This window comes from Haliscomenobacter sp., from assembly GCF_041740695.1.
Taxonomy (GTDB): domain Bacteria; phylum Bacteroidota; class Bacteroidia; order Chitinophagales; family Saprospiraceae; genus Haliscomenobacter.
Genome location: NZ_JBGSLK010000021.1, coordinates 70,013 through 95,855, shown reverse-complemented (window position 1 = coordinate 95,855; position 25,843 = coordinate 70,013). Strand labels below are relative to the sequence as shown.

The 25,843-nt window shown below is 48.6% G+C and carries 21 protein-coding genes; 12 read left to right on the top strand and 9 right to left on the bottom strand.

From position 1 onward, the window contains the following. Positions 1–51: 51 nt before the first annotated feature. Positions 52–1,434, bottom strand: a complete 1,383-nt coding sequence (locus ACEW9O_RS04755; protein ID WP_373548985.1) for a DUF1800 family protein — start codon at positions 1,432–1,434, stop codon at positions 52–54. Positions 1,435–1,589: 155 nt separating this feature from the next. Here ACEW9O_RS04755 and ACEW9O_RS04750 point away from each other — a divergent pair, with 155 nt between their 5' ends. From ACEW9O_RS04750 to ACEW9O_RS04735, 4 genes are all read left to right on the top strand, one after another. Next, a complete protein-coding gene (locus ACEW9O_RS04750) occupies positions 1,590–2,144 on the top strand; it encodes a tol-pal system YbgF family protein (protein WP_373548984.1) in 555 nt (184 codons plus the stop codon). Between the two features lie 62 nt (positions 2,145–2,206). Further along, the gene (locus ACEW9O_RS04745; protein WP_373548983.1) at positions 2,207–3,382 is read left to right on the top strand and encodes a thioredoxin family protein; all 1,176 of its coding nucleotides are present in this window, start codon (positions 2,207–2,209) and stop codon (positions 3,380–3,382) included. A 186-nt stretch (positions 3,383–3,568) separates the two neighbouring features. Then, the gene (gene thiL / locus ACEW9O_RS04740) at positions 3,569–4,606 is read left to right on the top strand and encodes a thiamine-phosphate kinase (protein WP_373548982.1); all 1,038 of its coding nucleotides are present in this window, start codon (positions 3,569–3,571) and stop codon (positions 4,604–4,606) included. Between the two features lie 62 nt (positions 4,607–4,668). Continuing rightward, positions 4,669–5,256 (top strand): hypothetical protein, encoded by a 588-nt coding sequence (locus ACEW9O_RS04735; protein WP_373548981.1) that lies wholly within the window; start codon positions 4,669–4,671, stop codon positions 5,254–5,256. A 121-nt stretch (positions 5,257–5,377) separates the two neighbouring features. On the opposite strand, the gene ACEW9O_RS04730 is transcribed toward ACEW9O_RS04735, so the two are convergent. Then, complete coding sequence (locus tag ACEW9O_RS04730) at positions 5,378–6,139, bottom strand: T9SS type A sorting domain-containing protein (RefSeq protein WP_373548980.1); 762 nt, start codon at positions 6,137–6,139, stop codon at positions 5,378–5,380. Positions 6,140–6,396: 257 nt separating this feature from the next. On the opposite strand from ACEW9O_RS04730, the gene ACEW9O_RS04725 reads away from it, so the two are divergent. After that, positions 6,397–7,293: a DMT family transporter gene (locus ACEW9O_RS04725; RefSeq protein WP_373548979.1), complete on the top strand. Its 897-nt coding sequence runs from the start codon at positions 6,397–6,399 to the stop codon at positions 7,291–7,293. Between the two features lie 174 nt (positions 7,294–7,467). Here ACEW9O_RS04725 and ACEW9O_RS04720 read toward each other — a convergent pair whose 3' ends face one another. The 3 genes from ACEW9O_RS04720 to ACEW9O_RS04710 form a co-directional block, all read right to left on the bottom strand. After that, entirely contained in the window at positions 7,468–9,111 is a 1,644-nt protein-coding gene (locus ACEW9O_RS04720) for an FAD-dependent oxidoreductase (RefSeq protein WP_373548978.1), read from the bottom strand. 106 nt (positions 9,112–9,217) lie between these two features. Further along, positions 9,218–9,820: a DNA-3-methyladenine glycosylase gene (locus ACEW9O_RS04715; RefSeq protein WP_373548977.1), complete on the bottom strand. Its 603-nt coding sequence runs from the start codon at positions 9,818–9,820 to the stop codon at positions 9,218–9,220. 84 nt (positions 9,821–9,904) lie between these two features. Continuing rightward, entirely contained in the window at positions 9,905–10,375 is a 471-nt protein-coding gene (locus tag ACEW9O_RS04710; protein WP_373548976.1) for a hypothetical protein, read from the bottom strand. Positions 10,376–10,611: 236 nt separating this feature from the next. Here ACEW9O_RS04710 and ACEW9O_RS04705 point away from each other — a divergent pair, with 236 nt between their 5' ends. Continuing rightward, a complete protein-coding gene (locus ACEW9O_RS04705) occupies positions 10,612–12,375 on the top strand; it encodes a S8 family serine peptidase (protein ID WP_373548975.1) in 1,764 nt (587 codons plus the stop codon). A gap of 3 nt (positions 12,376–12,378) precedes the next feature. Then, a complete protein-coding gene (locus tag ACEW9O_RS04700) occupies positions 12,379–13,788 on the top strand; it encodes an ArnT family glycosyltransferase (protein WP_373548974.1) in 1,410 nt (469 codons plus the stop codon). 24 nt (positions 13,789–13,812) lie between these two features. Here the strand turns inward: ACEW9O_RS04700 and ACEW9O_RS04695 are convergent, their stop codons facing one another. Further along, positions 13,813–15,900 carry an alpha-L-fucosidase gene (locus tag ACEW9O_RS04695; RefSeq protein WP_373548973.1) on the bottom strand — a complete coding sequence of 696 codons (2,088 nt, stop codon included), beginning with the start codon at positions 15,898–15,900 and terminating at the stop codon, positions 13,813–13,815. A 116-nt stretch (positions 15,901–16,016) separates the two neighbouring features. On the opposite strand from ACEW9O_RS04695, the gene ACEW9O_RS04690 reads away from it, so the two are divergent. Beyond that, a complete protein-coding gene (locus ACEW9O_RS04690; RefSeq protein ID WP_373548972.1) occupies positions 16,017–16,439 on the top strand; it encodes a hypothetical protein in 423 nt (140 codons plus the stop codon). Further along, the gene (locus ACEW9O_RS04685) at positions 16,432–16,857 is read left to right on the top strand and encodes an HNH endonuclease (RefSeq protein WP_373548971.1); all 426 of its coding nucleotides are present in this window, start codon (positions 16,432–16,434) and stop codon (positions 16,855–16,857) included. Before ACEW9O_RS04690 ends, ACEW9O_RS04685 begins: the two co-directional genes overlap by 8 nt. Positions 16,858–17,403: 546 nt before the next feature. Here ACEW9O_RS04685 and ACEW9O_RS04680 read toward each other — a convergent pair. Further along, complete coding sequence (locus ACEW9O_RS04680; protein ID WP_373548970.1) at positions 17,404–17,754, bottom strand: hypothetical protein; 351 nt, start codon at positions 17,752–17,754, stop codon at positions 17,404–17,406. A gap of 193 nt (positions 17,755–17,947) precedes the next feature. On the opposite strand from ACEW9O_RS04680, the gene ACEW9O_RS04675 reads away from it, so the two are divergent. Next, the gene (locus ACEW9O_RS04675; RefSeq protein ID WP_373548969.1) at positions 17,948–20,308 is read left to right on the top strand and encodes a TIM-barrel domain-containing protein; all 2,361 of its coding nucleotides are present in this window, start codon (positions 17,948–17,950) and stop codon (positions 20,306–20,308) included. A 90-nt stretch (positions 20,309–20,398) separates the two neighbouring features. Here ACEW9O_RS04675 and ACEW9O_RS04670 read toward each other — a convergent pair whose 3' ends face one another. Further along, on the bottom strand, positions 20,399–21,025 hold the full coding sequence (locus ACEW9O_RS04670) for an alpha/beta hydrolase (RefSeq protein ID WP_373548968.1): 627 nt from the start codon (positions 21,023–21,025) through the stop codon (positions 20,399–20,401). Positions 21,026–21,169: 144 nt separating this feature from the next. On the opposite strand from ACEW9O_RS04670, the gene ACEW9O_RS04665 reads away from it, so the two are divergent. Both ACEW9O_RS04665 and rpoN read left to right on the top strand, forming a co-directional pair. Continuing rightward, positions 21,170–22,933: an SMP-30/gluconolactonase/LRE family protein gene (locus ACEW9O_RS04665; RefSeq protein WP_373548967.1), complete on the top strand. Its 1,764-nt coding sequence runs from the start codon at positions 21,170–21,172 to the stop codon at positions 22,931–22,933. A 176-nt stretch (positions 22,934–23,109) separates the two neighbouring features. Continuing rightward, the gene (rpoN, locus tag ACEW9O_RS04660) at positions 23,110–24,657 is read left to right on the top strand and encodes an RNA polymerase factor sigma-54 (RefSeq protein ID WP_373548966.1); all 1,548 of its coding nucleotides are present in this window, start codon (positions 23,110–23,112) and stop codon (positions 24,655–24,657) included. Positions 24,658–24,741: 84 nt separating this feature from the next. Here rpoN and ACEW9O_RS04655 read toward each other — a convergent pair whose 3' ends face one another. Next, entirely contained in the window at positions 24,742–25,800 is a 1,059-nt protein-coding gene (locus ACEW9O_RS04655) for a gliding motility-associated C-terminal domain-containing protein (protein ID WP_373548965.1), read from the bottom strand. Positions 25,801–25,843 lie beyond the last annotated feature (43 nt).

Sequence of the window (25,843 nt, the reverse complement as noted above, 5' to 3'; positions counted from 1 at the left end):
TCGGCGCTTCGACTACGCTCAGCGACCGATCACTCAACGCCTCAACTTTTATTAGCACATTTGATATTCCGGCAGCGTCATCAGGCGCATGGTCATTTGGCGAATGATGCTTTCGCGGTCGGTAGCTGGCAATTCCTTGGTATAGGTTTCAATCGGCTGACCTGTAGGCGTCAGCAACAGGTATTTGGCCAGTTCGGTGGCAATTTCGCTGCTGTTGTTGCCTTTGATGCTGGCGCTTAAGGGTTGCAGATTGAGGGTGTTGCTCAGTCGGCGATTGCCTTTCTCCCGCGCTGCATCTTCAAATTCGCCTTTGGTACGCAGGCTGAACTCAGTTGAATTGAACAAATACCCAGGCAAGTTCAAGCGCAACATCAGCGTAGAATTGTCGATCCAGGTTTTGCCACCTGGCCAACCCGCCACGTTGGGTGGATTGAAAAGAATTTGGCCCAGGGCCCGTTGGATGAACAACATCCCCATTGGTTGCTCAAACTTCAACTCCACGCTGCGCATCAACCCTGCCGTGAATTCAATCGGCGATTTGATGCGATTGCCCATGTTTTTAGCAGCATAAAACCAATCGCTGCTGAAGATGCCTTGCATCAACTTGCCAATGTCGTAACCCGACTGATAAAACTGCTTGCTGAGGGCACCGACCAGAGTTTCATCCACTTGATCGTTGACAAAATGCTGGTAGATTTTGCGGACAATGAACTGGGCAGTCTGAGGCTTTTCCAGGATGATGTTGATGATGTCTTTGCCGTCAAAAGTACCTGTTTTGCCAAAAAAAGTCTTGCTGCCGTAATCGTGCCACATGGGGCGAAAAATGTAGTCGCCTCGCAAATCGCTGGACCAGCCCGTAAAGGCGCGAGCAGCTTCCTTGATGTCCTTTTCGGTATAATTGCCCCGCCCCAGGGTGAAGAGTTCCATCAATTCACGGGCGAAGTTTTCATTGGGTTTTTCCTTGCGATTTTGTTGGTTATTCAGGTAACGAATCATCGCAGGGTCTTGGGCAATGGCCAGCACCATATCACGGAAATTGCCCAGTGCGTGTTTGCGCAGGGTGTTGAGGTATTGGATGCCCAATTTGCCAAAGTCGGGTTTGCAGGCAAAGTGGCCATGCCAAAAGAAGGTCATCCGTTCCAGCAGGGCACTTTCTTTGGGGTTGGCCATACGGTTGACCCAATTGACGTTGTATTCAAAAATGCGGCGTTTTTCTTCGCGCAGCATTTGTTCGAACATTTCGCGGTTTTCCCGCTTTTTTTCCATGTCTTCGGGCAAACCCATTTCCACAACGGGCAGACTCACTTGCGCCTGACGAGCCTGTGTGAAAAGCTCATCGATGGCCTTGCTGATGGGCCAATCTTTTTTTTGTTGCCACTCTGTGGGGCTGAGGCCAAAACCCGCGCGCCAGTAGAGGTGTTTGATCTTTTCCATGTCCGCAATTTGTATTTGTGATGGCTTTGACGTTTGATAAGGTACAGGGTTTAATCCAAAAACCTTAAGGCGGTGTTAAAAATGATAAGTATAAAAAAATTCAACATTGCTTACAAAATCGCGTGTAATTTTGTAGCTGTTCCAAAGTAAATGACATGAAAGTATTGAGACGATCGGTTTTCTGCACTATACTGGGTGCTACGATGCTGCTATCGGCTTGCAGCTCCAAGCCAAAAGGAGTTGAAGCTGCCACCGAAGCACAACTCATCAGTACCCTGGGCCAATTGGAAAGCCAATTGCGCGAAAGCAGTGAAACTACCCTGGATACCACCAAAATCAATACCTTTGTACAAAATGCGGAGACTCTGGCCGAACGTTTCCCCCAGGATTCCCTCGCACCTATGTACCTGTTTAGAGCAGCTGAACTGCGCCATGCCGGCGGAAAATGGGCCGAAGCCATTGATTTGTGGGGTACGGTTGATGTGAAATTTAAAAACTACCAGCGCAGCCCTGAAGCTTTATTCATGCAGGGCTTTGTGTCCGAGAATGATTTACAAAATCGGAAACAAGCCATTAGATATTATGAGGTATTTTTGGCAAAGTATCCTCAACATCCCATGGCTGAAGATGCCGAAGTTTTGATCGAGAACCTGAAAAAAGGCATTACGGATCAGGAACTGATCGAACAATTTGAACAACAGCAACAATAGTTTTGTATACACCACAGATGAAGGGTTAAAACCCGACATCCGTGAAATTTAAAATCATTCCTATGAAGAAGATATGCTCCTCACTGGTCGTTTTTTTCGCCCTGATCGGTTTTGTCGCGGCGCAAGGCATTGAGTTTTTCCACGGCACCTGGGTAGAAGCCCTCGCTGAAGCCAAAAAGCAGGAAAAACCCATTTTTGTAGACGCTTACACCACCTGGTGCGGCCCCTGCCAAATGATGTCCAAAAACGTGTTTACCCATGCTGACGTTGGCGCTTTTTTTAATGAAAACTTCATTAGCATGAAGATTGACATGGAAAAGCCAGAGGGCGAAAAATTCCAAAAAACCTATCCCGTTTCGGCGTATCCTACCTTGCTGTTTATTGGCAACGATGGCAAAGTGATCAAAAAAGTGGTGGGTGCAAAACAGGTGGAAGATTTCATCAAAGAAGGCAAAAGTGCCCTCGGTCGGGTAGAAAATACCGAAGCTTACGTGGAAGCCTACGAAAAAGGGGATCGCAGCCCTGAATTGGTATACAAATATGTACGCTCCATGGCGCGGAATGGCAAGCCCAATCCCCGCGTGGTGAACGACTATTTGCGTACCCAAAAAGACCTGAACTCTGAATTGAGCCGCAAAATCATCTTCGAAGGCACCTCCGAAGCAGACAGCAAAGCCTTTGAATTGCTGGTACAACAACGTACCGAAATTGCTGCCCTCTTAGGCGGTAAGGATGCTGTAAATGCCAAAATTTACGGCGCCTGCAAAGCTACCGCGCAGAAGGCCATCACCATGCAAAATGATGACTTGCTGAAAGAGGCCAAGAAAAAAATGCAAACCAACCTTCCTGAACGCGCCGCTGCGTTTGCTGCCCGGATGGACATGGAAATGGCCAACAAACAGGAAAACGACAAGGATTACCTGAAAGCCGCCAAGGCCTACGCCAAAGCCGCCGACAGCGAACCAGTTACCGAAATGCGCACCGTTGCTTTTGATCTGAAAAAACGCAGTGCAGAACAAGCGGATGCCCTGGATGTTGCCATCGACTTGATGAAAACAGCCTCCGAAAAAAGTGAACAGTCCATTTACACCCTTAGCTATGCCGACCTGCTGCTGACCAAAGGTAAAATTGCCGAAGCCAAAGCTGCCGCTGCCAAAGCAGTGAAACTGGCGGAGAAAGAAGGTGAAGAAAGTATGCAACGGGCGAAAATGGTTTTTGATAAATTGTCAGCGCCATAGGGCAAACCCTTGAAAAGACAACTGGCGCTGGTACAAGTCTCCAGACTTGTACCATTATTGGCACGTCTCTGACGTGTATTTGCTCAACATTTTCGCGTTGCTCATGCGTCAGAGACGCGAAAATGTTGGTACAAGTCTGGAGACTTGTACCAGCTAAGCCCAGTTTTGAACCAGCTAATCAACTCAATGCAAGATCAACAAGTACCACGTACCGATATAGGCACTTTAGGCGAATTCGGTCTAATCGACCATTTGACCCGTCAATTCCCCTTAGAAAATGCCTCTTCCCTCAAAGGTGTAGGGGATGATGCCGCCGTGATTGACAACACGGGTTTTTTAACCGTGGTTTCTACCGACATGCTCGTCGAAGGCATCCACTTTGACCTGATGTATACCCCGCTCAAACACCTGGGCTACAAATCCATCACCGTCAACCTCTCGGACATTTACGCCATGAATGCCCAGCCCAAGCAGGTGACGGTGAGCATCGCCATGTCCAATCGTTTCTCGCTGGAAGCGGTGGAAGAGCTGTACGAAGGCATGCGCCTGGCCTGCAAGCACTACGGGGTAGACCTGGTGGGCGGCGATACGAGCTCCTCCAACAAAGGTTTGATTTTGTCCATTACGGCCATTGGCCAAGGCACCGCAGATAAAATAGCCTACCGCAATACCGCCAAAATAGGCGACCTCATCTGTATCACTGGAGACCTGGGAGCCGCTTATTTAGGCTTACAAATATTGGAGCGGGAAAAACAAATTTTTCTGGATACCCCTGGCGTTCAGCCCGATTTGGAAGCACAGGACTACATCATCGGACGCCAACTGAAGCCCGAAGCGCGTAAGGATGTGATCGAGATGTTTGAAAAAAACCAACTGGTGCCTACTGCGATGATTGACATTTCGGATGGCCTGGCTTCCGAGTTGTTCCACATCTGTACCCAATCTGGCGTAGGGGGTTACCTGGAAGAATCGGGCATTCCGATCCATCCTGATACCCAAATGCAGGCCATCAAGTTTGGGCTCGACCCAGCCACTTGTGCACTGAATGGTGGCGAGGACTATGAATTGCTCTTTACCATCGATCCAAAGGATGTGGATAAAATTCGCTTTTTACCGGACATCTATATTGCGGGTGAAATCGTGGAGGCGAAGGATGGCTTGAAGTTGCATACCAAGGGTGGGAATATTCATCCGTTGAAGGCGCAGGGTTGGCAGCATATGTAATTTTTAGTTTGGAATAGGGGTATTGCAAACGCTTTAGCATCTTACTTCCAAACAAGCAAGCAATGAAAAAAATACTGATCCTGACTTTGGGCCTTTTTGCCGCAGGAGCAATGTACGCCCAGCGTGAAGAAACCCTTTTCAATCAAACCCGTCTGGACTTGACTGGTTTTTGGTTTTCGGATAGCCACAACTTTACCTTCCTTGAAGACGATACCGAGTATTTTTCCGGTGGAAATTTCGCCTTTGAATTTGGCCGCTCGCTGATGGTGGGTTGGGCCTGGCAACGGATGAAGGACAGTTATGCCCTGCCTACCGAAAATGGCGTGTACGACCTACGGCATCGTGGAGTTTTACTTGGTTATGCCCCTGCTACGACCAAAGTCCTCCATCCTTACATGAGTGCCGTAATCGGCGGTGGCCGCATCGAATTTGACGACAACAATTCCTTCAGCCGCGATCGTGTATTTGTGCTACAACCCGCCGTGGGCCTGGAAGTGAATGTATTCCGCTGGTTCCGGGTTGGTGCCGAGGGTGGCTACCGCCTGGTGAGTGATGTCGACGGTGGTGGTCTACAGAGCAGTGATGTATCAAAACCTTTTGCGCAGTTGCAATTGCGGTTTGGGTACTCTTGGGGGAGCTCCTGGTGGTAAGATGGTTGAGGAAGGTTGAGAAAGTTGAGAAGGTTTAGGCTACCGCGAGCGACGTTGACAATGACGCTCGCGGTAGCCTAAACCTTCTCAACCTCCCTTAACTTTCCTAAACCGAACTCAACTATTTCGCCACAACCACCATCTTCTTCGTCTCCGTAAAATTGGTAGTTTCCAACGTATAATTCATCACACCGGATGTTTTGATGTCGCTTTGTTTGAGCACAAATTGCTGTTGGCCTTTGCCAAAATCTCCTTGGGTGCGAAACAGTACCTTTCCTTCCACATTGCGCACCACCAAAGTAGCCTTCGCTGCTGCGGGCAAATAAAAAGTAATCACCGTTTCTTCGCTGAATGGATTGGGGCTGTTTTGGAACAACAGCGCCTTATCTCCCTGTTTTGCTGCTGATTTGAAATTCAGGCTGATGCCCACCTGTTCATCATTCGTGGTGTAGGCTTCCATCGCGGTAGGACGGCTTTGCAGGCCCAGAATTTTGCTGAGTGGAATGTCTTTGCGGCTATTGATTTTCAGGGTGAACAACACCTCGTTCAATTTTTCTTTGGGCAGCGGAGAAGCTACATTCCAACTACTCGTGATGAGGCCATTTTTTGGAAAAAAACCAAAGTTATCTTCCTTCAGGATGCCGCCTTCAATGCCCGTCAATTCAGCTACCGTAGGATCAATAAAAATAGAAAACTGAAAGCCTTGCACCATGCCCAAATTGGCCGCGGTGACGGGGATCTCATAACTTTGACCAGCCTTTAGTTCTTGTTCGGGCGCGCTCAGTTCGAGGTCGCGTGCGGTACGTTTGTCGGCCAGTTTTTGGGCTTGTAGTCCCAGACCAAAGCTGCTCAGGAGGAGCAAAAGCAAGATGGATTTTTTCATGGTCGTATGATTTGTAGCTTTTACATTTTCAGTTAAGTGTCCGCAAATTTATGGCAAAAAAATTAAAGCTGTTGAAACTTAGTAGTGGGCAAAAATAAATGTTCATTTCTTTTGAGCCAAAGGATTAGATAAGACACTTTAAATGAACCGTTTACTTATCTAATCCTTTGGCGAAATGAATATTTATTTTTCTATTGCCCTAACAGTTACTGATGCGGTTTTTTCTGCGAATCACAAATCTTTTGTACTCTTGCCCAATGAATAATACCAACTCCCCTGCCAGCATGCCCATGTGGCAAGCTTATCTGACCCTTGGTATCCTCAGTTTGGTTTGGGGAACCTCTTTTATCTTAATCAAAAAAAGCCTGGAATCCTTCACGCCTGTACAGGTGGCCTGTTTGCGCATGTCGCTTTCGGCGCTGGCTTTTGTGCCCGTGTTGATCTACAACTACAAACGGATGGATTGGTCGCGTTTGCCGCTGCTGATGTTATTGGGACTTTGCAGCAGTGCCCTACCCGCCATTTTGTTTTCCACCGCGCAACAAAAAATCAGCAGTGCTACAGCCGGGGTACTCAATTCACTCACCCCTCTTTTTACCATGATTATCGGGGTTTTGATTTTTAAAGTGACGGTCAAAACACGGCAAGTATTAGGGATTTTATTGGGTTTGGTCGGAGCTGCTTGTCTGATTCTCTTGGGCAAAGGGGGGATCAGCAATAGCCCGGTGGGTTATGCTTTATTGATTGTGTTGGCTACGGTTTTTTACGCCATGGGCACCAATCTCATTGCAACCAAATTTCGGGACATGGATTCCTTGTTGGTTAGCGCGGGGTCTTTTGGAACGGTAGGGGTACCTTTGGGGATTTATTTGTTGCTCGGTACCGATTTTATTCCCCGCATGAGCACTTTGCCAAATCCCTGGCAATCGATCAGTTATGTACTACTTTTGTCTTGGGTAGGGACGGTATTGGCGACCATCATCTTTTTTAAAGTGATCCAACAGACCTCGGCCATCTTTGGGTCGACGGTGGCTTATTTGATGCCCATCATCGCCATGCTTTGGGGGGTAGCCGATGGAGAAAAAATTGGGCTGTTGCACATCGGCTGTATGGGGGTGATTTTGGTTGGGGTGTATTTGAGTCGGAGGCAATAAGAAGAAGGCCTCAAAGCGACAATTTATTTATCACAAAGGAAAAAACAAGGACACAGAGGACACAAAGTGAAGCGCTGTCAACGTCTAACTTTGTGTCCTTTGTGTCCTTGTTTTTTCCTTTGTGATTATAATATGTCGCTTTGGTTTGCCCCTTGTGATAAACTTCTTCGCGTTCTACCTTTCCAACACCTGCTGATCCTTCAACAACACCTCCCGTAACTTTTCGTAAGGCAATTTTTGAGGACTAATCTTGTTGTCAATCGACAGCACCGCTGCCGTAGCTGCCGATTGCCCCAAAATCATAAATACAGGTTCCATCCGAATAGAACCATAAGCGATGTGTGAACTCGACACACAAATCGGTACCAGCAGGTTTTGACAGTCTTTGGCTTTGGGTAAAATCGAGCCATAGGCAATCGAATAAGGCCGATCCGGGTGCACCCCAATATCGCCTTCATTTTGCACATAACCATCCGCTTTGACATAGCGCTGGGTGTTGTGCGAATCCAGGGCGTAGGAACCCATTCCTACCGGGTTTGGCACCTTGGTTTTGCCCAGCGCATCGGCTTCCGTCATCACAAATTCCCCCACCATACGCCGAGCTTCCCGGATGTAGAGCTGATGCGGCCAATTGCCATTGTCGGTAAACTCATCTTTGGGTAGGCCCCATTGCTGCATTTTGTCGCGTACATCGGCGGGCACCCGTGGGTCGTTTTGCAAGAAGTACATCAATCCCTTCTGGTACAACTCATGGTCTTTGATGATGGCTTTGCGCCGTTCGTAAGAAGCCTCGGGATAATCGTAGTTTTTGCCAAGGTAGTCGGTACTAAAGGGGCCGTGGTTGTTGGTATCGGTTTTGCGGTTGGGGATAGGGTCAAACTTATCGTATGTTTCGCGCCAGCCACTGGCGAATACCCGGGCGTAAAGCTCGTAGCGGGCGGGGTCGTAGCCCGCTGGTTTGGCAAAGGGGATGCGGTTATCTGGATGGTTGCTCAAACACATGCGGAAGCAATAGGCCTGGATGCGTTTGTCACCCGAACCATAAGCGCCCGCGGGTTCGGCAGATACCTCGGGCAGGAGTCCACTACTGGGATCATTTTCAATTTTGTAAGGACTGATTTTGGCTTTAAAATGGTGGCCGTGTTGAAAAACTTCGGTTTGTACTCCATTCCATTTTTCGTTGTACACCGAATTGGCTTCCCGCCCTACGTGGTAAGTAACGCCAGCTAAGGCCATGAGGTCACCTTCGTAAGTGGCGTCGATGAACATTTTGCCACTGTACAATTTGCCGCTGAGGGTGCGAAAAGAACGGATTTTTCCTCCTTTTTTGCTCACACCTTTGGCCGAGCGATCGAGCCATTCGTTGCGATGCACGGTAAGGGTGTACTCTTTGACAAAATCTTCAAATACCTTTTCCGCAGCATGGGGTTCAAAAATCCACATGGTGCGGTTGGTGCCATCGATGGCTGGCGTGCCCTGGCCTTTGTTGCCGTATTCAGCTTTTTTTTGCCAGACCCAGGAATTGTCCTGCTGGTAATGTTCATAAAGGCGGTGGTAAAATTCCCGTGAAAGCCCGCCAATGACTTCTTTGTTCCCAGTATCGGTAAAGCCCAAACCACCGGAAGACAAACCGCCCAAATGGCTATCTGGAGAAACAATGATGACGGATTTGCCCATTTTTTTCACCTGTACAGCTGCCGTGATGGCTGCGGAGGTACCGCCGTAGATGATCACATCGGCTGAATACCGAGATTGGGCAAATAAAAAGGATGGCAATAATGCAGAAAAGAGGAAATAGAATAAAGAATATGACTTCATTGATCGATGTTTTCGAATACGTTGGGGTAGCCCTCTGTGGGTACCCTCTTTGTGGCTACCCCAACGGGCGGGGCAACCACGTAGGGGCAACCACGTAGGGTTGCCCCTACTGGTCTTTCCAGCGCCACAGGTAGCGGCAGGCATAAGTGCGGTATGGCCGCCAGGCTTCCGCAATCTCTGTCAGCTGCTGGTATTGGGCCTTGCCTTCCGATTCCACCTTGTACAGACGGATCATTGCTTGTCGCACCCCTAAATCGTCGATGGGAAATACATCCGGGCGGCGCAGCACAAACATCAGGATCATTTCCACGGTCCATTTGCCAACTCCTTTGATGCTGCTCAGCGTTTGCACCACTTCGGCATCGCTGTAATCGGACCAGTCCTTCTCAAACAATTGATGTTCAAGAAAAAAGGCAGCGGTGTTGCGCATGTATTGGGCTTTTTGGTTGGAAAGACCGACGCCACGCAGGTTCTCATGGGGGGTATCAACCAACAATTCCGCTGTGGGGTAATCGTTGGGAAACAGGGCCAAAAATCGTTTAAAAATCGTATCAGCAGCTTTGACGGAAAGCTGTTGGGAGGTGATGGATTCCAACAAACCAAAATAAACATCGGTATTGTCGGCACCATAGTCCGGGAAAGCAATATCGGGAATGATGGATGCCAGTAGTGGATCGCGCGAAAGATGAGCGATAACTTGCTCTTGCATGAGTTGGGTGTTTTTGTTTAAAAACTCATGCAAAATAAAACTTTATTTTTGAAAATGAAAATTTGTTAAGTACTGATCCACCACTTAGACCCTTACTTTTGCTGCCAGCGGAGCTGCTTTTTGAAACTTGAGCTCTACGTATTGGTCTTTAAAACCCATCCGTTTGGCCATCATCAAGGCAGGGTGATTGGGTTTGGCGTAAATGGCGATATCGCCATCGGCATAATCCACTGCTTTGTTGATGAGGTCTTCCAATAAGGTAGTTTGGGCTTTAAAATCTTCGTGCAAGGCAGCAAGTACCAACAGGTTTTCCGACTTAAAACCCTGCATTCCTGTCTTATTGACGACTACACCAGCAACAATTCGGTTGTTGACCGTATAGGTGAGTACAAATCCTCCGAAAGAAGGTTTATTTTTGAGGGCATAATCCAATGCCTCTTGAATGGCTCGATATTCGGTATCGGGTGTATGTGCCCGAAAGAAGTTGAGTAGTGCGATGTTTTCTAGAGCGTTGGCTCCCGAAAAAGCGTTGTACATCTGAATGGAACGTTCCATGCCGTGAAAATGATTGAGTACGTAGATCTTGTTGCTCTCTGTTGATATGCACAAATGGGAATACTGTATCTCAATAGCTGGAAATGAAAAAGCAAAGTGAGGCTATTTTGTCATTTGCATGTAAAATAGCTCTTTTTCGAGAATTGCAAAAGATTTAACGCTTTTTATTTTGGTGATTGTCAAATATGTTGGTGCATTTGTTTCAAGGGCTTAATCAAGGCCATAACCATAATCCGATGAAACACATCTTTATTAACGCATTTTGCCTGTTTGGAATTGCCCTGGGTTTGTTTTCGCCAATCCAGGCACAAAAAATAGAGCGAGAGGTACAGGAAATGCTGCGTACCAAGGGGCATGCCGAAGCAATCGTCATGCTGGCAGAACAAGCTGATTTGAGCTTTGCCCGGCAACTCCCCAGCAAAGAGGCCAAAGGTGCCTACGTTTTTGAAAAACTAAAAGCGACTGCAGAACGCAGCCAGGCACCCTTGTGGAAGATTTTGCTCAATGCCAAACTCAGCGCCAGTCCACTGTGGATAGTTAATGCCATCTTTGTCCCTGAATTGGATCAGGCTACTGCCACGCTGCTGGCCGCTCAGCCTACAGTATTAGCTATTATCGGCAACCCACATACCTACCTATCTCCGCCGCGAATGGAAACGAGTAGCGCGAGCCTACGCTCCAGTGTGGAGTGGGGCATTGATAAAATTGGGGCTGCCGCGGTATGGAACAAGGGATTCACCGGGCAAGGGGTGGTGATTGCGGGACAAGACACTGGTTACGACTGGCAGCACCCCACGCTCATCAAAAAATATCGGGGAAGTGTAGAAGCTACTCCCAACCACAACTACAACTGGCACGACGGCATCAGCCAATACAATCCGCTCAACAACGATACCAACAACCCCTGTGGGCTTAATTCCCAAGTTCCTTGCGACGACGACAATCACGGTACTCACACGATGGGTACGATGGTAGGCGACGACGGAGCGGGCAATCAAATTGGGATAGCTCCCGGGGCGCGCTGGATCGGCTGCCGCAATATGGATCGGGGTTGGGGCAGTCCCGCCTCTTACCTGGATTGTTTTCAGTGGTTTTTGGCCCCCACCGATTTGAAAAATCAAAACCCTAACCCAAAACTGGCCCCTCACGTGATCAACAACTCCTGGAGCTGTCCCGATATCGAAGGTTGTGGGCCCAACAACTGGAAGCTGATGGAAAAGGCCATCATTAACCTGAGGGCAGCCGGGGTAGTAGTGGTGGTTTCTGCGGGCAATTCCGGTAGCCAGGGCTGTGGCTCGGTTGATGATGCACCCGCTTTTTTCCCTCAATCTTTCACTATTGGTGCTACAAACATCAGTGATGTGATCGCCCGCTTTAGCTCACGTGGGCCTGCAAGATGGCAAGACACCCTGGTGCTCAAGCCCAATGTATCGGCACCGGGCCAGGGCGTACGCTCTTCGGTGCCTGGAGGCGGGTTTGCCGTATTCAGCGGCACCAGTATGGCTGGCCCACATGTGGCAGGTGCTGTAGCGCTGATCATTTCCGCCAATCCTGCACTGGCTGGGCAAGTAGAAACGATTGAAACCTTGTTGGAAAAAACGGCGGTGTCCCTCACCGATACGATGACCTGTTCAGGGTTTCGCAGCGATCGTAGCCCCAATCCGGTATATGGCTACGGGCGCATCAACGTGCTGGCTGCGGTAGAAGAAGCGCTGCGCATTACTACGTCAGTGGATACACCTGCCCATCGAAAAATTGCCTTAAAAGCAACCCCAAATCCGGTTGTAGAAGGTACTGTGCTGATCGAACTAGGCACCCTACCTGATGTAGGCAAATTGGAGGTATTGGACCCTACCGGGCGTTTGTTGCAACGGCATGTACTGCCACAAGCCAATTTTCAAAGCAAAACCCTTAACTTGGACGCCTTACCTACGGGCACCTACTTCATTCGCATTGTGGCGGGAAGTGCTTATGGGTACCAGAAAATTGTGAAAATATAACTCATGTTCAGATCCCCCTTCCTCATTTTTTTAGGAACGGCCTTTTTGCTGCGCATTTTTTCGTTTTTTCCGTCGGTGATCAATCACGATGAATCAACTTACATTGTCATTGCGGATGCGTTGCTGCGTGGCCAGACTTATTGGGTGGATGTAATTGACATCAAGCCGCTGGGGATTTTTTTGATTTATGCAGCTTTGTTAAAAATCGGTGGGGGATCGATTTTTTTGTTGCGTTTGTTTACGGCAGTTTGGGTAGCGGGCACTGGCTATTTTTTGTATCGTGCGGCCAAAGCCTGGCAAGCCGACGAAAACGCCGCCCGAGCCAGTGGAGTGTTGTACATCTTCATGTGTTCCTTGTTTACTTTTTATGGGGTCTCGCCGAATACGGAATTGTACTACACCCTATTCAATGCCCTGGCACTTTGGCTAATTTTGGCCTTTCCTCAACGGATTTGGGGCGCTCTGGGCGCGGGATTGTGCTTGGGTGCAGGTTTTATGATCAAATATACCGTAGCGTTTGACGCCTTGGCTATGGGGTTGATGTTGATCTGGCTTTTTTGGCAGGCCAAAGCTTCCTTTTTTCGCTTGTTCTTGCAAGGAATGCTAATGATCGCCGCCTTTTTGGTGGTTCCACTGCTGGTGTATTGGACCTACCGCAATTGGGGACTGGAACAAGTATTTTTGCATTATACTTTTGGCGTGGGAGGAGCTTATCCAGCAGAACTGAGTGTAGGAAACCGGGCTTTGTTTTTGCTGGATTTTTTGCTGCGCTTTTTGCCCATCACCCTGGCTTTTGCCTGGGGTTTGTATTGGCGTGCCAAGCCCTGGATTTTGGCCTGTATTTGGGCGGTATGTGTGTTGGTGGCCATCAATGTGCAGGGCAAACCTTTTGGGCACTATTTTATTCAGATGATGTTGCCTGTAGCCTGGTTGGCAGGTACTTTTTATGCGCGTGACCTGCCTAAGCCGCGCTGGATTGCACCTTTGTTTCAGCTGCGCAATGGGGCGATAGTGTTGAGTTTGTTGTTTTTGGTCAATTTGTTTTTGCAGAAAAAAGACTACCTCGACAAGCCGGATCATGCCCGTGAAACGGCGAATTATTTGCGCCCTCTCTTGTTGCCAGATGACCGAATTTACCTGGGCAATTACCATCAGATTGTTTACCATTTGTTGAGCCAAGAAAGCCCTACGCCGTATGTGCACCGCTCCTTGATTTGGGAAAAACGGCACCGTGCGGTATTGCGCATTAGCTTGAGCCAGGAATTGGCGCGGATTCAAAAGATCAATCCACGTTTTGTAGTGTTTCAGCCCGAATTGCCGGATGAACCTGCGGCGAAGGCGTTTTTGTACCGTTATCGGGAGATAAAGAAGATAAGAGATAAGGCGGTGGTGTATGAGCGGCGGCCTTGGTAGTACAAAACCATAAACCCATACGTTCTACTCCGTAATCACATCAATTTCTGCATAACCAGAAGCAGTAGTTTGCACATTCTGTAGTGCTTTGAGTTTGATGTAACGTCCTTTTATGGGGTTAAAAGATTTGGTTTGCCAAAAAGGATTGTTTTTGATGTTGGCAAATTCCCCTTCACTGACCAGTTCCCACGCCTGATTGTCTTCCGCAACAAAAAACTGATACTGGGTGATGATGCTCCCGTCTGCCCACCAATTTTGATCGGGCAAATACCGGAAACCCGTCAAATTCTCTTGTTTACCTAAGTCAATTACGAGTTCGACTGGCATCTTGGCGTTTCTGCTCTGGTGCCAATTGGTATTCACATTTCCATCCAGCACCTTCGATACATTCTTGTCTTCGATGCCGAGCACTTTCCAGTTTTTCCGGGCTATATCAAATTTCTCTTCGGTGAGTGTACTGCTTTTTCCGGTAGTCTTGTTGTAGGCGATGGCTTTGACGTCTGCTTTGCCATCATTGGTTTTGATTGGACCAGTGTATTTGTTCGATTGTACTGTAGGCGTACTGCCATCCAGGGAGTAATACAGTTCAGACTCAGGATCGGCAGGCGTAATTCGGATGTCTCCCGATTGTTCGCGTACGATTGTGGGCGGGGTCAAAATTTGCGGGGCCTTGTACACCCCAATATTGGAAATAAGTGGACAACTCTTTGAATCGGTGATGGTAAACCGCAATTTGGTCGCCTCCACCGTAGGAAATCGAAGAATGCGCTTGTACCCGATTGTCGTTTCCTTGGCTAGCTCTTTCCAAACGCCATTCACCAGGGCTTCTACGGTAAAAGTTTTCACCCTTTGCCCCAAGCGGATGTATTCCTGCACCAAAAAACGATTGAAGGCAGTTGGCTTCGTAAAATTGATGGTCAGGGCAGCTTTATTGACGCCATCATCAGTGGCCCAATAACTCTCTTTGTCCCCATCAATGGCTTTCTTGGCATTGTATTTTGAGCGTTTGCCGCGAATGTTGGAAGCTTCTGCACCCGCCTTTTCCACCAGATTTACCGCAAAAGCCTCTTTGATGGCACTGGCAAATTCCAGGACTGCCTTTTCATCTTTTTCGTGGATTAAACCATTGGGCATAATCGGAAAATTAAGCAGCAGCGTGCCATTGCGACCAATCGAGTGGTGGTAAAGATCCATGAGCTGAGGCAGGGTTTTTACCTTTTTGTCCTCACGTTCGTGGTAAAACCATTCTGGCCGGATGGAAGTATTCACTTCTCCGGGAACCCAACTATCCCCATTTTCCACTCCGTGGCGCAACATTTCCTCGGGTACATCACCCGTGGCGTTCAATAAGCTCCAGTTGGTTTCCCCTACATAGCCAGCTTCGGTGCCCACCCATCTAAGGTCAGCTCGGTCACCTCCGTCATTCCAGATGACGATGTTGGGCTGTAGTTCGCGAACCAACTTATAGGTATTGGGCCAGTCGTAATAGGTTTTTGCATCAATTCTGCGGGTTTCATTGGCGCCACCATAATATCCCGAGCCACCATTGGCACCATCGTACCACACTTCAAAAATATCGCCGTAGTTGCTCAACAATTCTCGCAATTGATCACGGAAATAGGTGATGTAGGCTGGTTTGCCGTACTCAGCGTGGTTGCGATCCCAGGGGGAGAGGTATACGCCAAACTTCAATCCGTATTCCTTACAGGCATCGGCCAATTCTCGCACGATATCCGCCTGACCATTGCGCCAGGGAATGTTTTTTATGGAGTAGTCGGTATACTTGGATGGCCACAGACAAAAGCCACTGTGGTGTTTTGCGGTAAAAATAATTCCTTTCATCCCGGCTTCCTTACAAATGCGGGCCCACTGCCGACAATCCATATCGGTAGGGTTAAAGAGCTTGGGGTCTTCATCACCCTTGCCCCAGGCCATATCGGTGTAGGTATTGATGGAAAAATGGATGAAAGCGTAATACTCCATTTCTTGCCAACGCAATTGATTTTCGCTCGGAACTGGCCCATGTGCGCGAGGAGCTTTTACTTGGCCAAGAACAGGAATGATTACTCCCAGGCAAAAGAATGCCCCAATAAAAAAGCTTTTGGTGTGCATGTTTGTCGTGTTTATAGTTTCATGTTCTGGGTAGCAAAATAAAGAAACAAAATGGGAATGGGGAAAACAATTGCAGGTCTACGTTAGGGGGATTACTGCGTGAAACGACAGCCAACTTGCTTTTTGCCAAAAACAAACTTATTTTTGAATCAAAACTGAAAATGGGGTTACAGGTATCCGTTTCTGACATATTAAGTAGCGCAAAGCAATTAGATGTTCAACATCTTGATCAATTGCTACGTGAGTTGAATATTATCCGTGTCCAAAAAAGTGGCGTACCCATTCTTGATGAAGTAGAAGCCAGGCTTTTACAAAATATCAATCTTGGGTTTGATTCAGAAAAATGGGATAGGCTAAAATTTCTGGATTGGAAGTCAGAATTTGAAGATTTGAGCTCTGAGGAAGAAGTCGAGGCACTAAAACTCGCGGAAGCTTATGAGGAGTACAGTGTGGAGCGACTGAAAAGCATAGGGCAATTGGCAATTTTGCGGGGTACTACGATTGATGAAATTATTGAGCAATTGGGCTTAAATGGCTAAGTTATCCATCTCCCAAAGTACACGTGAAGCGGTGGCTCAACGAGCCAATTACTGTTGCGAATATTGTAAAAGCCAGGATAAATACGCTCCAAATTCATTTACCATTGATCACATCCTTCCTGAAAGTCTGAGTGGCAGCTCAGATATAGGTAATCTAGCTTATGCTTGTTTTTTATGTAATCGACTAAAATCCAATAAAGTGAAAGTTCTGGATCGGTCGTCGCATTTGTGGACACCCGTTTTTAATCCACGAATCAATCACTGGGAAGAACATTTTTCTTGGAATGAAGATGCGACCTTAATCATTGGTTTGACTTCGATTGGTCGGTGTACGGTAAATGAACTGCAATTGAACCGACAGAAGCTTGTTGAGTATCGGAGAAATTTGATTGTTTTTGGGGTGCATCCACCGACATGAGTGCTCTGCTAGTTTTGATAAAATAGCTACAAAATATATGCCGACCAAAGTACGTTTGCACGCTTTTATTATTAATCACGAAATAGTATTGTTAGGTAATGTTTCCATTATTACTCTTCTTGGGAGTTAATAGAGGAACTCTTGGGCTAGCCAGGTACTGCAATTGTTAATGTCGTTGATGCCCGTGAGCCAGGAGCGGATGTTTTTTCTTGCCATCGTGCATACTTGTGTGTCTGTAGACACAGGACAGCTCCAACGTTGACAATTGTCCCATGCTGCGTTTGCCTAAAAATCGCAGCAATAGGATGGTATATAGGTACACGATGATGGTGCGCACGACCACCTCTAACAAAAATCCGTAATGAAGGTCACCAAAAAACATCCGGTGAAAATCTAATATCTCCTTGGGTTCCATCTTAAATAAGATTGTTCTGGGAAAAAAACAATCCAGGGTGTATCTTACAACAATAAGCCGGGCAGTAGGAATACGACTGCCCGGCTCATGCAATATTGATACGACTGTGGTTATTGAAAAAAGGAAAATGATTAGCGTCCGCCGCCTTCATTACCAACATCATCGCTGATTGTCTCCTGGTCTCGGTCATAATCGTGTTCGTTGGTACGGCGTATGGGCATTTCATTGTCTCGGTGAATAGGCTTCTCGCCAGGGCGAGGATTGTCCTGTTCTTCATCCCCAGATCTATCAACCTGGTCGACAGATGGCTCATTCTGATCCCATTCATCGTGATCAGGATTGCGATTGATATCCTCCCGATCGCGATCGACGGCCGTAGAAGGATCGGTACGGGGATTTTTTTGTGGATCTGGCATAGCAATGCGTTTTTTTGAAGTGAACTGATCATTAAGGTCATGATGAAAAGGAAAAAATGATGCCAAGACTATTTTATTAAAAATTAGTCTTCCTTGTAGCGCATCTTACCCAATTTGGGGTATTTAGGACGTTAAGTGGGTATTCTACAAAATGGGTGATGACTCCTTCCTGAAATATTCCAATCCTCTCCAACAAAAAATCTATCTTGACTTGGGAAAACCCATAACAAGGGATATTCTTTATCCACAATTTTTGGTAATGAAACAGATTTTGATTGTTGTTACTTGTTTGTTGGGCATACCGCTGAGCCTTTGGGCACAGCATCGCCCTACCCTGCTCAATGAACCGCTCGACCTCAGCGGTGATTTTCGAGATTACACCAACACCTACTTTTTAGCCGATAGCCTGGCCGCTTTTGACCCAAGTACCGGGCAAGGGCAACTCAAATGGCGGCGCAACGAGTACTATCCTGCCCATGCCTTCAACAACACCCAGGCTGGGCTTCGCAGAGTGCGCGGCAATGAGTTTCCAGGTATTGAGTACGCTGTGGACCCGGTGCTGCCTTTTAGTGTGGAGTTTGTATCGCCTCGCGCTGTGCGGATTCGAGCTAGTACAGGGCACACTGCTCCAGCCACTGAACCATCCTTGATGCTGGTCAAAGAACCCGGCAAGGACAATTCATGGACATACAGCAAAACCAAAGAGGGACACCAGTACAAAAGCGCTTTTGGCAGCGTAACCATCACTCCAAACCCCTGGACGATTGAATTCCGGGATGCCCAAGGGAAATTGCTGACCAAAACCTGGCACCAGAGCAACAGCCGCTCTTTTACCCCCGTCCTGCCTTTTTCTTTTGTGCGTCGGGCGGGTGATTATTCGCGGAGTGTGGGTGCGGCATTTACCCTGTCGCCCGATGAAAAAATTTATGGCTGCGGCGAGTCCTTCACCAGCCTGAACAAATACGGCCAAAAGGTCAACTTGTTTACCACCGACCCCAACGGTGTGGAAAATGCGGGTATGTACAAGCCCATTCCCTTTTTCATGAGTAGCCGGGGTTATGGGATGTTTATGCATACCTCCTCGCCAGTCACTTGCGACTTTGGAGCGACTTATGGCGCGGTCACCAACTTGATGATTGGGGATGAAAACCTGGATCTGTTCGTGTTCCTCGGTGAGCCCAAAGACGTGCTGGACGAATACACCAACCTCACGGGCAAAGCGAGTATGCCGCCACTGTGGTCTTTTGGTTTGTGGATGAGCCGGATTACCTATTTCTCGGAAGCGGATGGTCGGAATGTGGCCAACTTGCTGCGGAAAAACGGTATTCCTTCGGATGTGATTCATTTTGATACGGGCTGGTTTGGCACCGATTGGCGCTGTGATTACCAGTTTGCGAAGGATCGTTTCCCAGACCCACAAAAAATGATCAGCGACCTCAAGGCCCAGGGCTTCCGCACCTGCCTCTGGCAATTGCCTTACTTTGTGCCCAAAAATGACCTCTTTCCCGAAATCATTGCCAAGGGACTTCATGTAAAAAACCCCAAAGGTGGGCTGCCTTACGAAGATGCGGTGCTCGATTTTACCAATCCCAATGCCGTACAATGGTACCAGGATAAAATTGCCAACTTGTTGAAACTGGGCGTTTCGGTCATCAAAGTTGACTTTGGCGAAGCGGCTCCTCTGAACGGCATTTACGCCAATGGCCGCAGCGGCTTCTACGAGCACAACCTCTACCCCTTGCGCTACAACAAAGTTGTATCAGACATCACCAAACAAATCACGGGCGACCAGATCATCTGGGCCCGCAGCACCTGGGCGGGCAGCCAGCGTTATCCGCTACACTGGGGCGGCGACGCCGAAACTTCGGATATGGGCATGGAAGCACAATTGCGCGGCGGCTTGTCTTTGGGTTTGTCGGGCTTTACCTTTTGGAGCCACGATGCGGGAGGCTTTACGACCCGTACCCCGGAGGAGTTGTACCGCCGTTGGGCGCCCTTTAGCCTGTTTAGCTCGCACTCGCGTTGTCATGGCCAAGCACCAAAAGAGCCCTGGGAGTTCAGCGAAAGTTTTTTGAACCACTTCCGCAATGCCACCGAAACGCGCTACCGACTGATGCCCTACATTTACGCCCAGGCGAAAGCTTCGACGGAAAAAGGCTTGCCGATGCTGCGCGCGCTTTTTGTAGAATTCCCTCAAGACCCCGGCGCTTGGCTCATCGAAAATGAATACCTGCTGGGTTCGGATATGTTGGTGGCACCAATTTTTGAAACCGGGGCTACTCAGCGCAAGGTGTATCTGCCCGAGGGCAAATGGATCGATTACCAAACGGGCAAAGTGTACAACGGTGGCTGGCATGTGATCGATGGCGGCAAACTGTCGCTGGTGGTGATGATTCGGGATGGGGCTGTGATTCCGCATGCGGAATTGGCGCAAAGTACGGATCAGATTGATTGGTCAAAAATCACGCTACAGGCTTATACTAGCACGGGAGCAGCAACAGGAAAAGTGTGTTTGCCTACGGAAAATGTGTTGCAAGAAGTGAATGTGACGCTGAAAGCAGGAAAAGGGACTTTGGTAAAAGACCCTTATGCGGGGAAGGTGAAGTGGGTAATCAAATAAGTCCCCTCTTCTTAGGTGACTCTTAGGTGTCTAAAGTTTCTTAGGTGGTGAAAAAACATTAATTCACCACCTAAGAAACCTAAGAATCACCTAAGGGATGGAATTAAAAATATAACTTTTGGCCAAATCCATTTCAACAGGCGACACTACATGTGGTCGACCAGGGTAAATCACGAGATTCACCTCAGCACCCAGGTTTTGCAACTCCACTTTACTCTCTTCACTACGGCTTTGGGGCACATGGGGATCATTGTCGCTGTTGGTCATCAAAATACGGGTTCCAGCAAACTTGGCCTGATAGGGACTCGTATCCAGGGTTTGCCCAATCAAGCCGCCCGTAAACGCGATCACGCCGCCAAATGGCCGGGCAAAACGGGCCGCACTCTCCAAGGTCAAACACGCACCTTGTGAAAACCCCAGCAGGTAAATTTGGGCAGCAGGCAATACCTTTTCGGTTTGTTCAATCAACTGTCGAGCATTCGCCAAGGCTGAATCCAACCAGGGCTGATTGTCTGCCACTGGTGCCATAAAACTATAGGGATACCAGGTGTTGTTGGTGGCTTGTAATGCAGCCAAATACGTACCTGCTGGTGCGAGCGCACGTCCGATTTCAAGGATCGCCTGAGCATTGCCGCCACGGCCATGAAACAGGAGCAAGGCGCGTTCGGCCTGGGCTAAGGGTACGCCCTCCTCGTATAAAGTAAAAGTATGCGACATGAAAAACAATTTTACCCCAAGACGGGCTTAAAATCTTAACAGCCTTACAAGAAAATAAGTTGGCAGGAGCTCCTTCAATTTTATTACACATTTCTCCCTCATTCCTGAATAAAAGCTTAATTTTCATGCCTATAAACTATAAACATGAAAAAACTGATCGCAAGCCTGCTGTGCTTCGGCTATGCCGCCCTGGCTTTTGCCCAAACACCTGCCGAATCCTATCCCGTTGACGCTGCCTCGGTCGAACAGGCGGGCGTGCCCAAGGGGGAAATCCTCAAGTTTACTTTTGAAAGTTCCAAAATATTTCCCGGCACCCGCCGCGAAGTATCCGTTTATGTACCTGCCCAATACCGCCCAGACAAACCCGCCTGCGTTTACGTCAATCAAGACGGCATCCAGTGGAAGGCACCCACCGTTTTTGACAACCTGATCCACCAAAAAGAAATACCGATCACCATCGGGGTATTCATTACCCCCGGCCAAGTGAAGGCGAGCAATGAAGAAACGGCTCTGGACCGTTACAACCGCAGCTTTGAATACGACGGACTGGGGGATGCTTACGCCCGTTTTGTGCTGGAGGAAATTTTGCCCGAGGTGGAAAAACGCAAAACCGCCGATGGTCGGGCCATCATGCTTTCTAAAAGTGGCAACGATCGTGCCATTGGGGGGTCAAGCAGTGGCGCGGTTTGTGCTTTCACTGCGGCCTGGGAGCGACCAGATGCCTTCTCACGCGTGTTCAGCGCCATTGGCACCTACGTCAACCTGCGGGGCGCCGATCGCTACCCTTCCTTGATCCGCAAGTACGAACCCAAAGCCATCCGCATTTTCCTGCAAGACGGCAGCAACGACCTCAACATCTACGCTGGCGACTGGTGGAAGGCCAATGAAATGATGGCCCGCGCTTTGAGTTTTTCGGGCTATGAGCTCAATTATGTATGGGGTGAAGGGGGGCACAACGGCCAACACGGCACCGCCATTTTCCCGCAAGCCATGCGCTGGTTGTGGAAAGATTACCCCAAACCTGTCGGCAAAGGGACCTCCAAAAACCAATTTCTCAACGACATTCTAGTAGAAAATACCGAATGGGAACTGGTGGGCGAAGGCTACAGCTTTACCGAAGGCACCGCCACCAATGCCGCCGGGGAGTTCTTTTTCCAGGATTTCCCGAATTCCAAAACCTACAAAGTAGGGTTGGATGGTAAACTCACTGCCCTGCCCATCGACTCCAAACGGGCCACGGGTACCGCCTTCGGCCCAGATGGCAAACGGTACACTGCCGCAGGTGGCAACAAACAAATCCTGAGTTATGACGCTCAGGGCAATGTAAAGGTGGTAGCCGATAGCGTCGCTAGCAGCAACGACATCACCGTGGCCACCAATGGCAATATCTATTTTACCTCGCCCGATGGCCGCGAACGGCCCAGCAAGTTGCACCTCATCCGGCCCAATGGTGAGAAGCTGGTGGTGGATGAGGGTTTAAAATTCGCCAATGGGCTGTGCTTGTCGCCCGATCAAACCCAATTGTACGTGACCGAATCGGCCTCGCATTGGGTGTGGGTGTATCAGATTCAAGCTGACGGCAAATTGGCCAACAAACAAAAATTCGGCTGGCTGCACGTTCGCGACGAGGATGAAAATGCCTGGTCAGATGGCCTGAAATGTGATCGGGATGGGCGCATCTACGTCACCTCGCTTACGGGGATTCAAGTGCTGGATCAGTTGGGCAGAGTGAATGCGATTTTGCCCGTGCCGCTAACGAAGGGGCAGGTATCGAACTTGTGTTTTGCTGGCCCCAATTTTGATACGCTGTACATTACTTGTCGGGATAAGGTGTATCGGCGGAAGGTGAAAGTGAAGGGTGTGAATGGATTTGAGGCAGGCGTGAAGCCAGGGAAGCCGCGATTGTGAGCAATTGAATTTTATTACAACTTTTTTTCACAACTTCTCTTGATTCTTGCTATAATACCCCCTAAATTTGAGAAATTGGAACGATTTTTGCTTAATGATGCAACCATCGGTTGATTTTTGCGTATTTAAGTACCAGATCACCATTAATTGACTCGATATTTAGCCAGTACTGTACCGTGAAAACAAGTTTAGGACAACGCCAGCTCTTACTCCAAAAGTTATCTCCACAGCAAATTCAGTTGATGAAATTGCTGCAGATACCCACAGTGCTGCTCGAACAGCGCATCAAGGAGGAAATGGAAACAAATCCAGCGCTGGAAGAAACCGACGACGAGTTTGCCGACGAGCAAGTAGACTACGAAGCAGGTGCCGATGCCGCTGGAGAAGAAGCCGCAGCTAGCAATGAAGCCGATTCCGAAGAGACCCAATACAGCGACGACAACTTCGACCTCGACGATTACCTCAACGGCTATATGGAAGACGATCCCGCTTCCTACAAAGAGCGGGGCGAAAGTTACCAGGCCGATGAAGAAGAAAAAACTGTTCCGGTAGCCATCGAGAATAGTTTCCACGAATACCTCGAACAGCAAATCAGCTTGCTCAACCTCAGCAACGAGCGGGAGCAAACCATTGCCGTACAAATCATCGGCAGCATTGACGAAGATGGCTACTTGCGTCGCGAACCTTACGCCATTGCTGATGACCTGCTTTTTTCTCAAAACCTGATGATTGAGGAAAAAGAAGTAGTCGATATCCTCAAAAAAATTCAACGCCTGGACCCACCGGGCATTGGTGCGCGCGACTTGCAGGAATGCCTGTACATCCAATTGTTGATCAGAATAGAACAAGGGGAAGACCTGGATGACGACGAATTGCAGGCGCTAAAAGTAGCTTGCAAAATCATCAATCGGCAGTTTGAAGCTTTTTCAAAAAAGCACTTCGAAAAACTGCAACGCCATTTCAACCTTACTGAAAAACAGTTGCGGGCTGCTATTCACGAAATCCTGAAACTCAATCCCAAACCCGCCAGTGGTTACATTGCGGGCTCGATGGAACGTTCGGCGCAGTACATCATCCCCGATTTTATTGTGCTCAACCGCGATGGTGAATTGGAATTGACACTCAATACCCGCAACGCGCCGGACTTGCGCATCAGCGATTCCTTCCGCGATATGTTGCGCAATTACAATGACCAGCGCAAGGTCAATAAACTGACGCGCAGCCAAAAAGAAACCCTGCAATTCATTCGCCAAAAAATAGAATCAGCCCGCTGGTTCATCGATGCCATCAGGCAACGCCATGAAACGATGTACAAATCGATGTATGCCATCATGGACTACCAAACGGAGTACTTTCTGAGTGGCGATGAAAAAAAGATTCGTCCGATGATTTTGCAGGACATTGCCGATCGTACGGGCCTCGATGTGTCGACCATCTCACGAGTGGCCAACAGCAAATATGTACAAACCGAATACGGTACCCGTCGCCTGAAAGAATTCTTCTCTGAATCCTTGCAGAACAGCGAAGGAGAGGAAGTCTCTACCCTGGAGGTCAAAAAAATCCTCACCGAAATCATCAGTGCCGAAGACAAACGCAAGCCACTTTCGGATGATAAACTCACCCAATTGCTGCAAGAAAAAGGCTATAATATTGCTCGGCGTACGGTAGCCAAATACCGCGAGCAATTGAATGTCCCCAAAGCCAGTTTGCGCAAAGAGCTATGATTCTTACTCGCCTGCGGCGAGATTTTTTTAGCCACAAATGACACAAATTCTCACAAATCAGACCACTCACTTCATTTCCGTCCCTTAGCGCAGCAACTGAATCAAACCTTCGGATTGATAGGTCGTATCATCATCCAAACTTTGAAAACGGTAACGAATGCGGTAGGCGTAGAGGCCGTTGGGTGAAAGTTGCCCCCGTTGCTGTCCATCCCAGGACGTACTGATTTGTTGACTGCGAAAGACCATGCCTCCCCAACGGTCAAAAATCAACAGTTCGTAATCGGCCAGTTCGCAGGGAGAAAGTGGTGCCCAGGTATCGTTGTGTTGATCCTGATTGGGTGAAAAAACGTTGGGGAAGTACAGTTTACAGTTGCAAAGCGCGGGTTTTTCCAGCAATTCAATGCTGTCGCGGAGGGTGCAGCCACCCAATTTGGTTTCCACCCAGTACAGCCCGGGGTCTTGTACCACAATGTCCGCCGTAGTTGTTCCGGTACTCCATTGGTAGCTGTCAAACAGTTGCGGTACCTTCAATGCCAGGTTTTTAATTTCACAATAGGTGGTATCCTTACCTAGTTTCAAAGTTGGGCAAACGAGCGAAAAATCATCCACAAAAACCCAGGCTTCCCCAGCACACTCAACAATCACCGTGAGGTACGCAGCCCGAATGGGTGGCTTGAATTGGAATTGCCGGCGGGTCCAATCATTATTGAGGTCAAATACGGTGTGCAACAACTCGCCATGTGAATTGGGGCTACTGGCTACCCCGATGGACAAACGCGCCGGGCCATTGACAAGTCGACCAAGCTTGAGGTGAAACTGTAAGGTGTACGTTTGCCCGGGTTCCAGTGGCTCCGATAATTGTAAACCCAGCGCGTCGGTAATCCCCGCAATCGCAGTCAGGGCCACAAAGGTATTTCCTCGGTACGCTGGCCCATAGTTGCAACTTGCATTCAGAATGTCCAGCTCGTTTTTTTCGCCAAAACCCACCACATTGGGCATCCGGGAGGTAAATGCCGAGTTGCTGAGGTTGTACCCACAGGTGTTACCTGCGCCTTCAAAACTGCCGTTGAGGATGCGCTGAGCCAGGCCGGAATGAGGCGAAGCCAGGGCAATGGCTAGGAGGATGTAGGCCAATCGCTTCATGGTGTGGTGCTTGTGATCTTGGGGGAAGGTACGGGAAGTTTGG

Coding starts and splice junctions, on each gene's coding strand:
- ACEW9O_RS04720 (WP_373548978.1), bottom strand. CDS start 9,111: ATGAAGTCATATTCTTTATTCTATTTCCTCTTTTCTGCATTATTGCCA.
- ACEW9O_RS04745 (WP_373548983.1), top strand. CDS start 2,207: ATGAAGAAGATATGCTCCTCACTGGTCGTTTTTTTCGCCCTGATCGGT.
- ACEW9O_RS04725 (WP_373548979.1), top strand. CDS start 6,397: ATGAATAATACCAACTCCCCTGCCAGCATGCCCATGTGGCAAGCTTAT.
- thiL (WP_373548982.1), top strand. CDS start 3,569: ATGCAAGATCAACAAGTACCACGTACCGATATAGGCACTTTAGGCGAA.
- ACEW9O_RS04755 (WP_373548985.1), bottom strand. CDS start 1,434: ATGGAAAAGATCAAACACCTCTACTGGCGCGCGGGTTTTGGCCTCAGC.
- ACEW9O_RS04735 (WP_373548981.1), top strand. CDS start 4,669: ATGAAAAAAATACTGATCCTGACTTTGGGCCTTTTTGCCGCAGGAGCA.
- ACEW9O_RS04750 (WP_373548984.1), top strand. CDS start 1,590: ATGAAAGTATTGAGACGATCGGTTTTCTGCACTATACTGGGTGCTACG.
- ACEW9O_RS04730 (WP_373548980.1), bottom strand. CDS start 6,139: ATGAAAAAATCCATCTTGCTTTTGCTCCTCCTGAGCAGCTTTGGTCTG.
- ACEW9O_RS04675 (WP_373548969.1), top strand. CDS start 17,948: ATGAAACAGATTTTGATTGTTGTTACTTGTTTGTTGGGCATACCGCTG.
- ACEW9O_RS04710 (WP_373548976.1), bottom strand. CDS start 10,375: ATGGAACGTTCCATTCAGATGTACAACGCTTTTTCGGGAGCCAACGCT.
- ACEW9O_RS04655 (WP_373548965.1), bottom strand. CDS start 25,800: ATGAAGCGATTGGCCTACATCCTCCTAGCCATTGCCCTGGCTTCGCCT.
- ACEW9O_RS04685 (WP_373548971.1), top strand. CDS start 16,432: ATGGCTAAGTTATCCATCTCCCAAAGTACACGTGAAGCGGTGGCTCAA.
- ACEW9O_RS04695 (WP_373548973.1), bottom strand. CDS start 15,900: ATGCACACCAAAAGCTTTTTTATTGGGGCATTCTTTTGCCTGGGAGTA.
- ACEW9O_RS04700 (WP_373548974.1), top strand. CDS start 12,379: ATGTTCAGATCCCCCTTCCTCATTTTTTTAGGAACGGCCTTTTTGCTG.
- ACEW9O_RS04670 (WP_373548968.1), bottom strand. CDS start 21,025: ATGTCGCATACTTTTACTTTATACGAGGAGGGCGTACCCTTAGCCCAG.
- ACEW9O_RS04715 (WP_373548977.1), bottom strand. CDS start 9,820: ATGCAAGAGCAAGTTATCGCTCATCTTTCGCGCGATCCACTACTGGCA.
- ACEW9O_RS04705 (WP_373548975.1), top strand. CDS start 10,612: ATGAAACACATCTTTATTAACGCATTTTGCCTGTTTGGAATTGCCCTG.
- ACEW9O_RS04665 (WP_373548967.1), top strand. CDS start 21,170: ATGAAAAAACTGATCGCAAGCCTGCTGTGCTTCGGCTATGCCGCCCTG.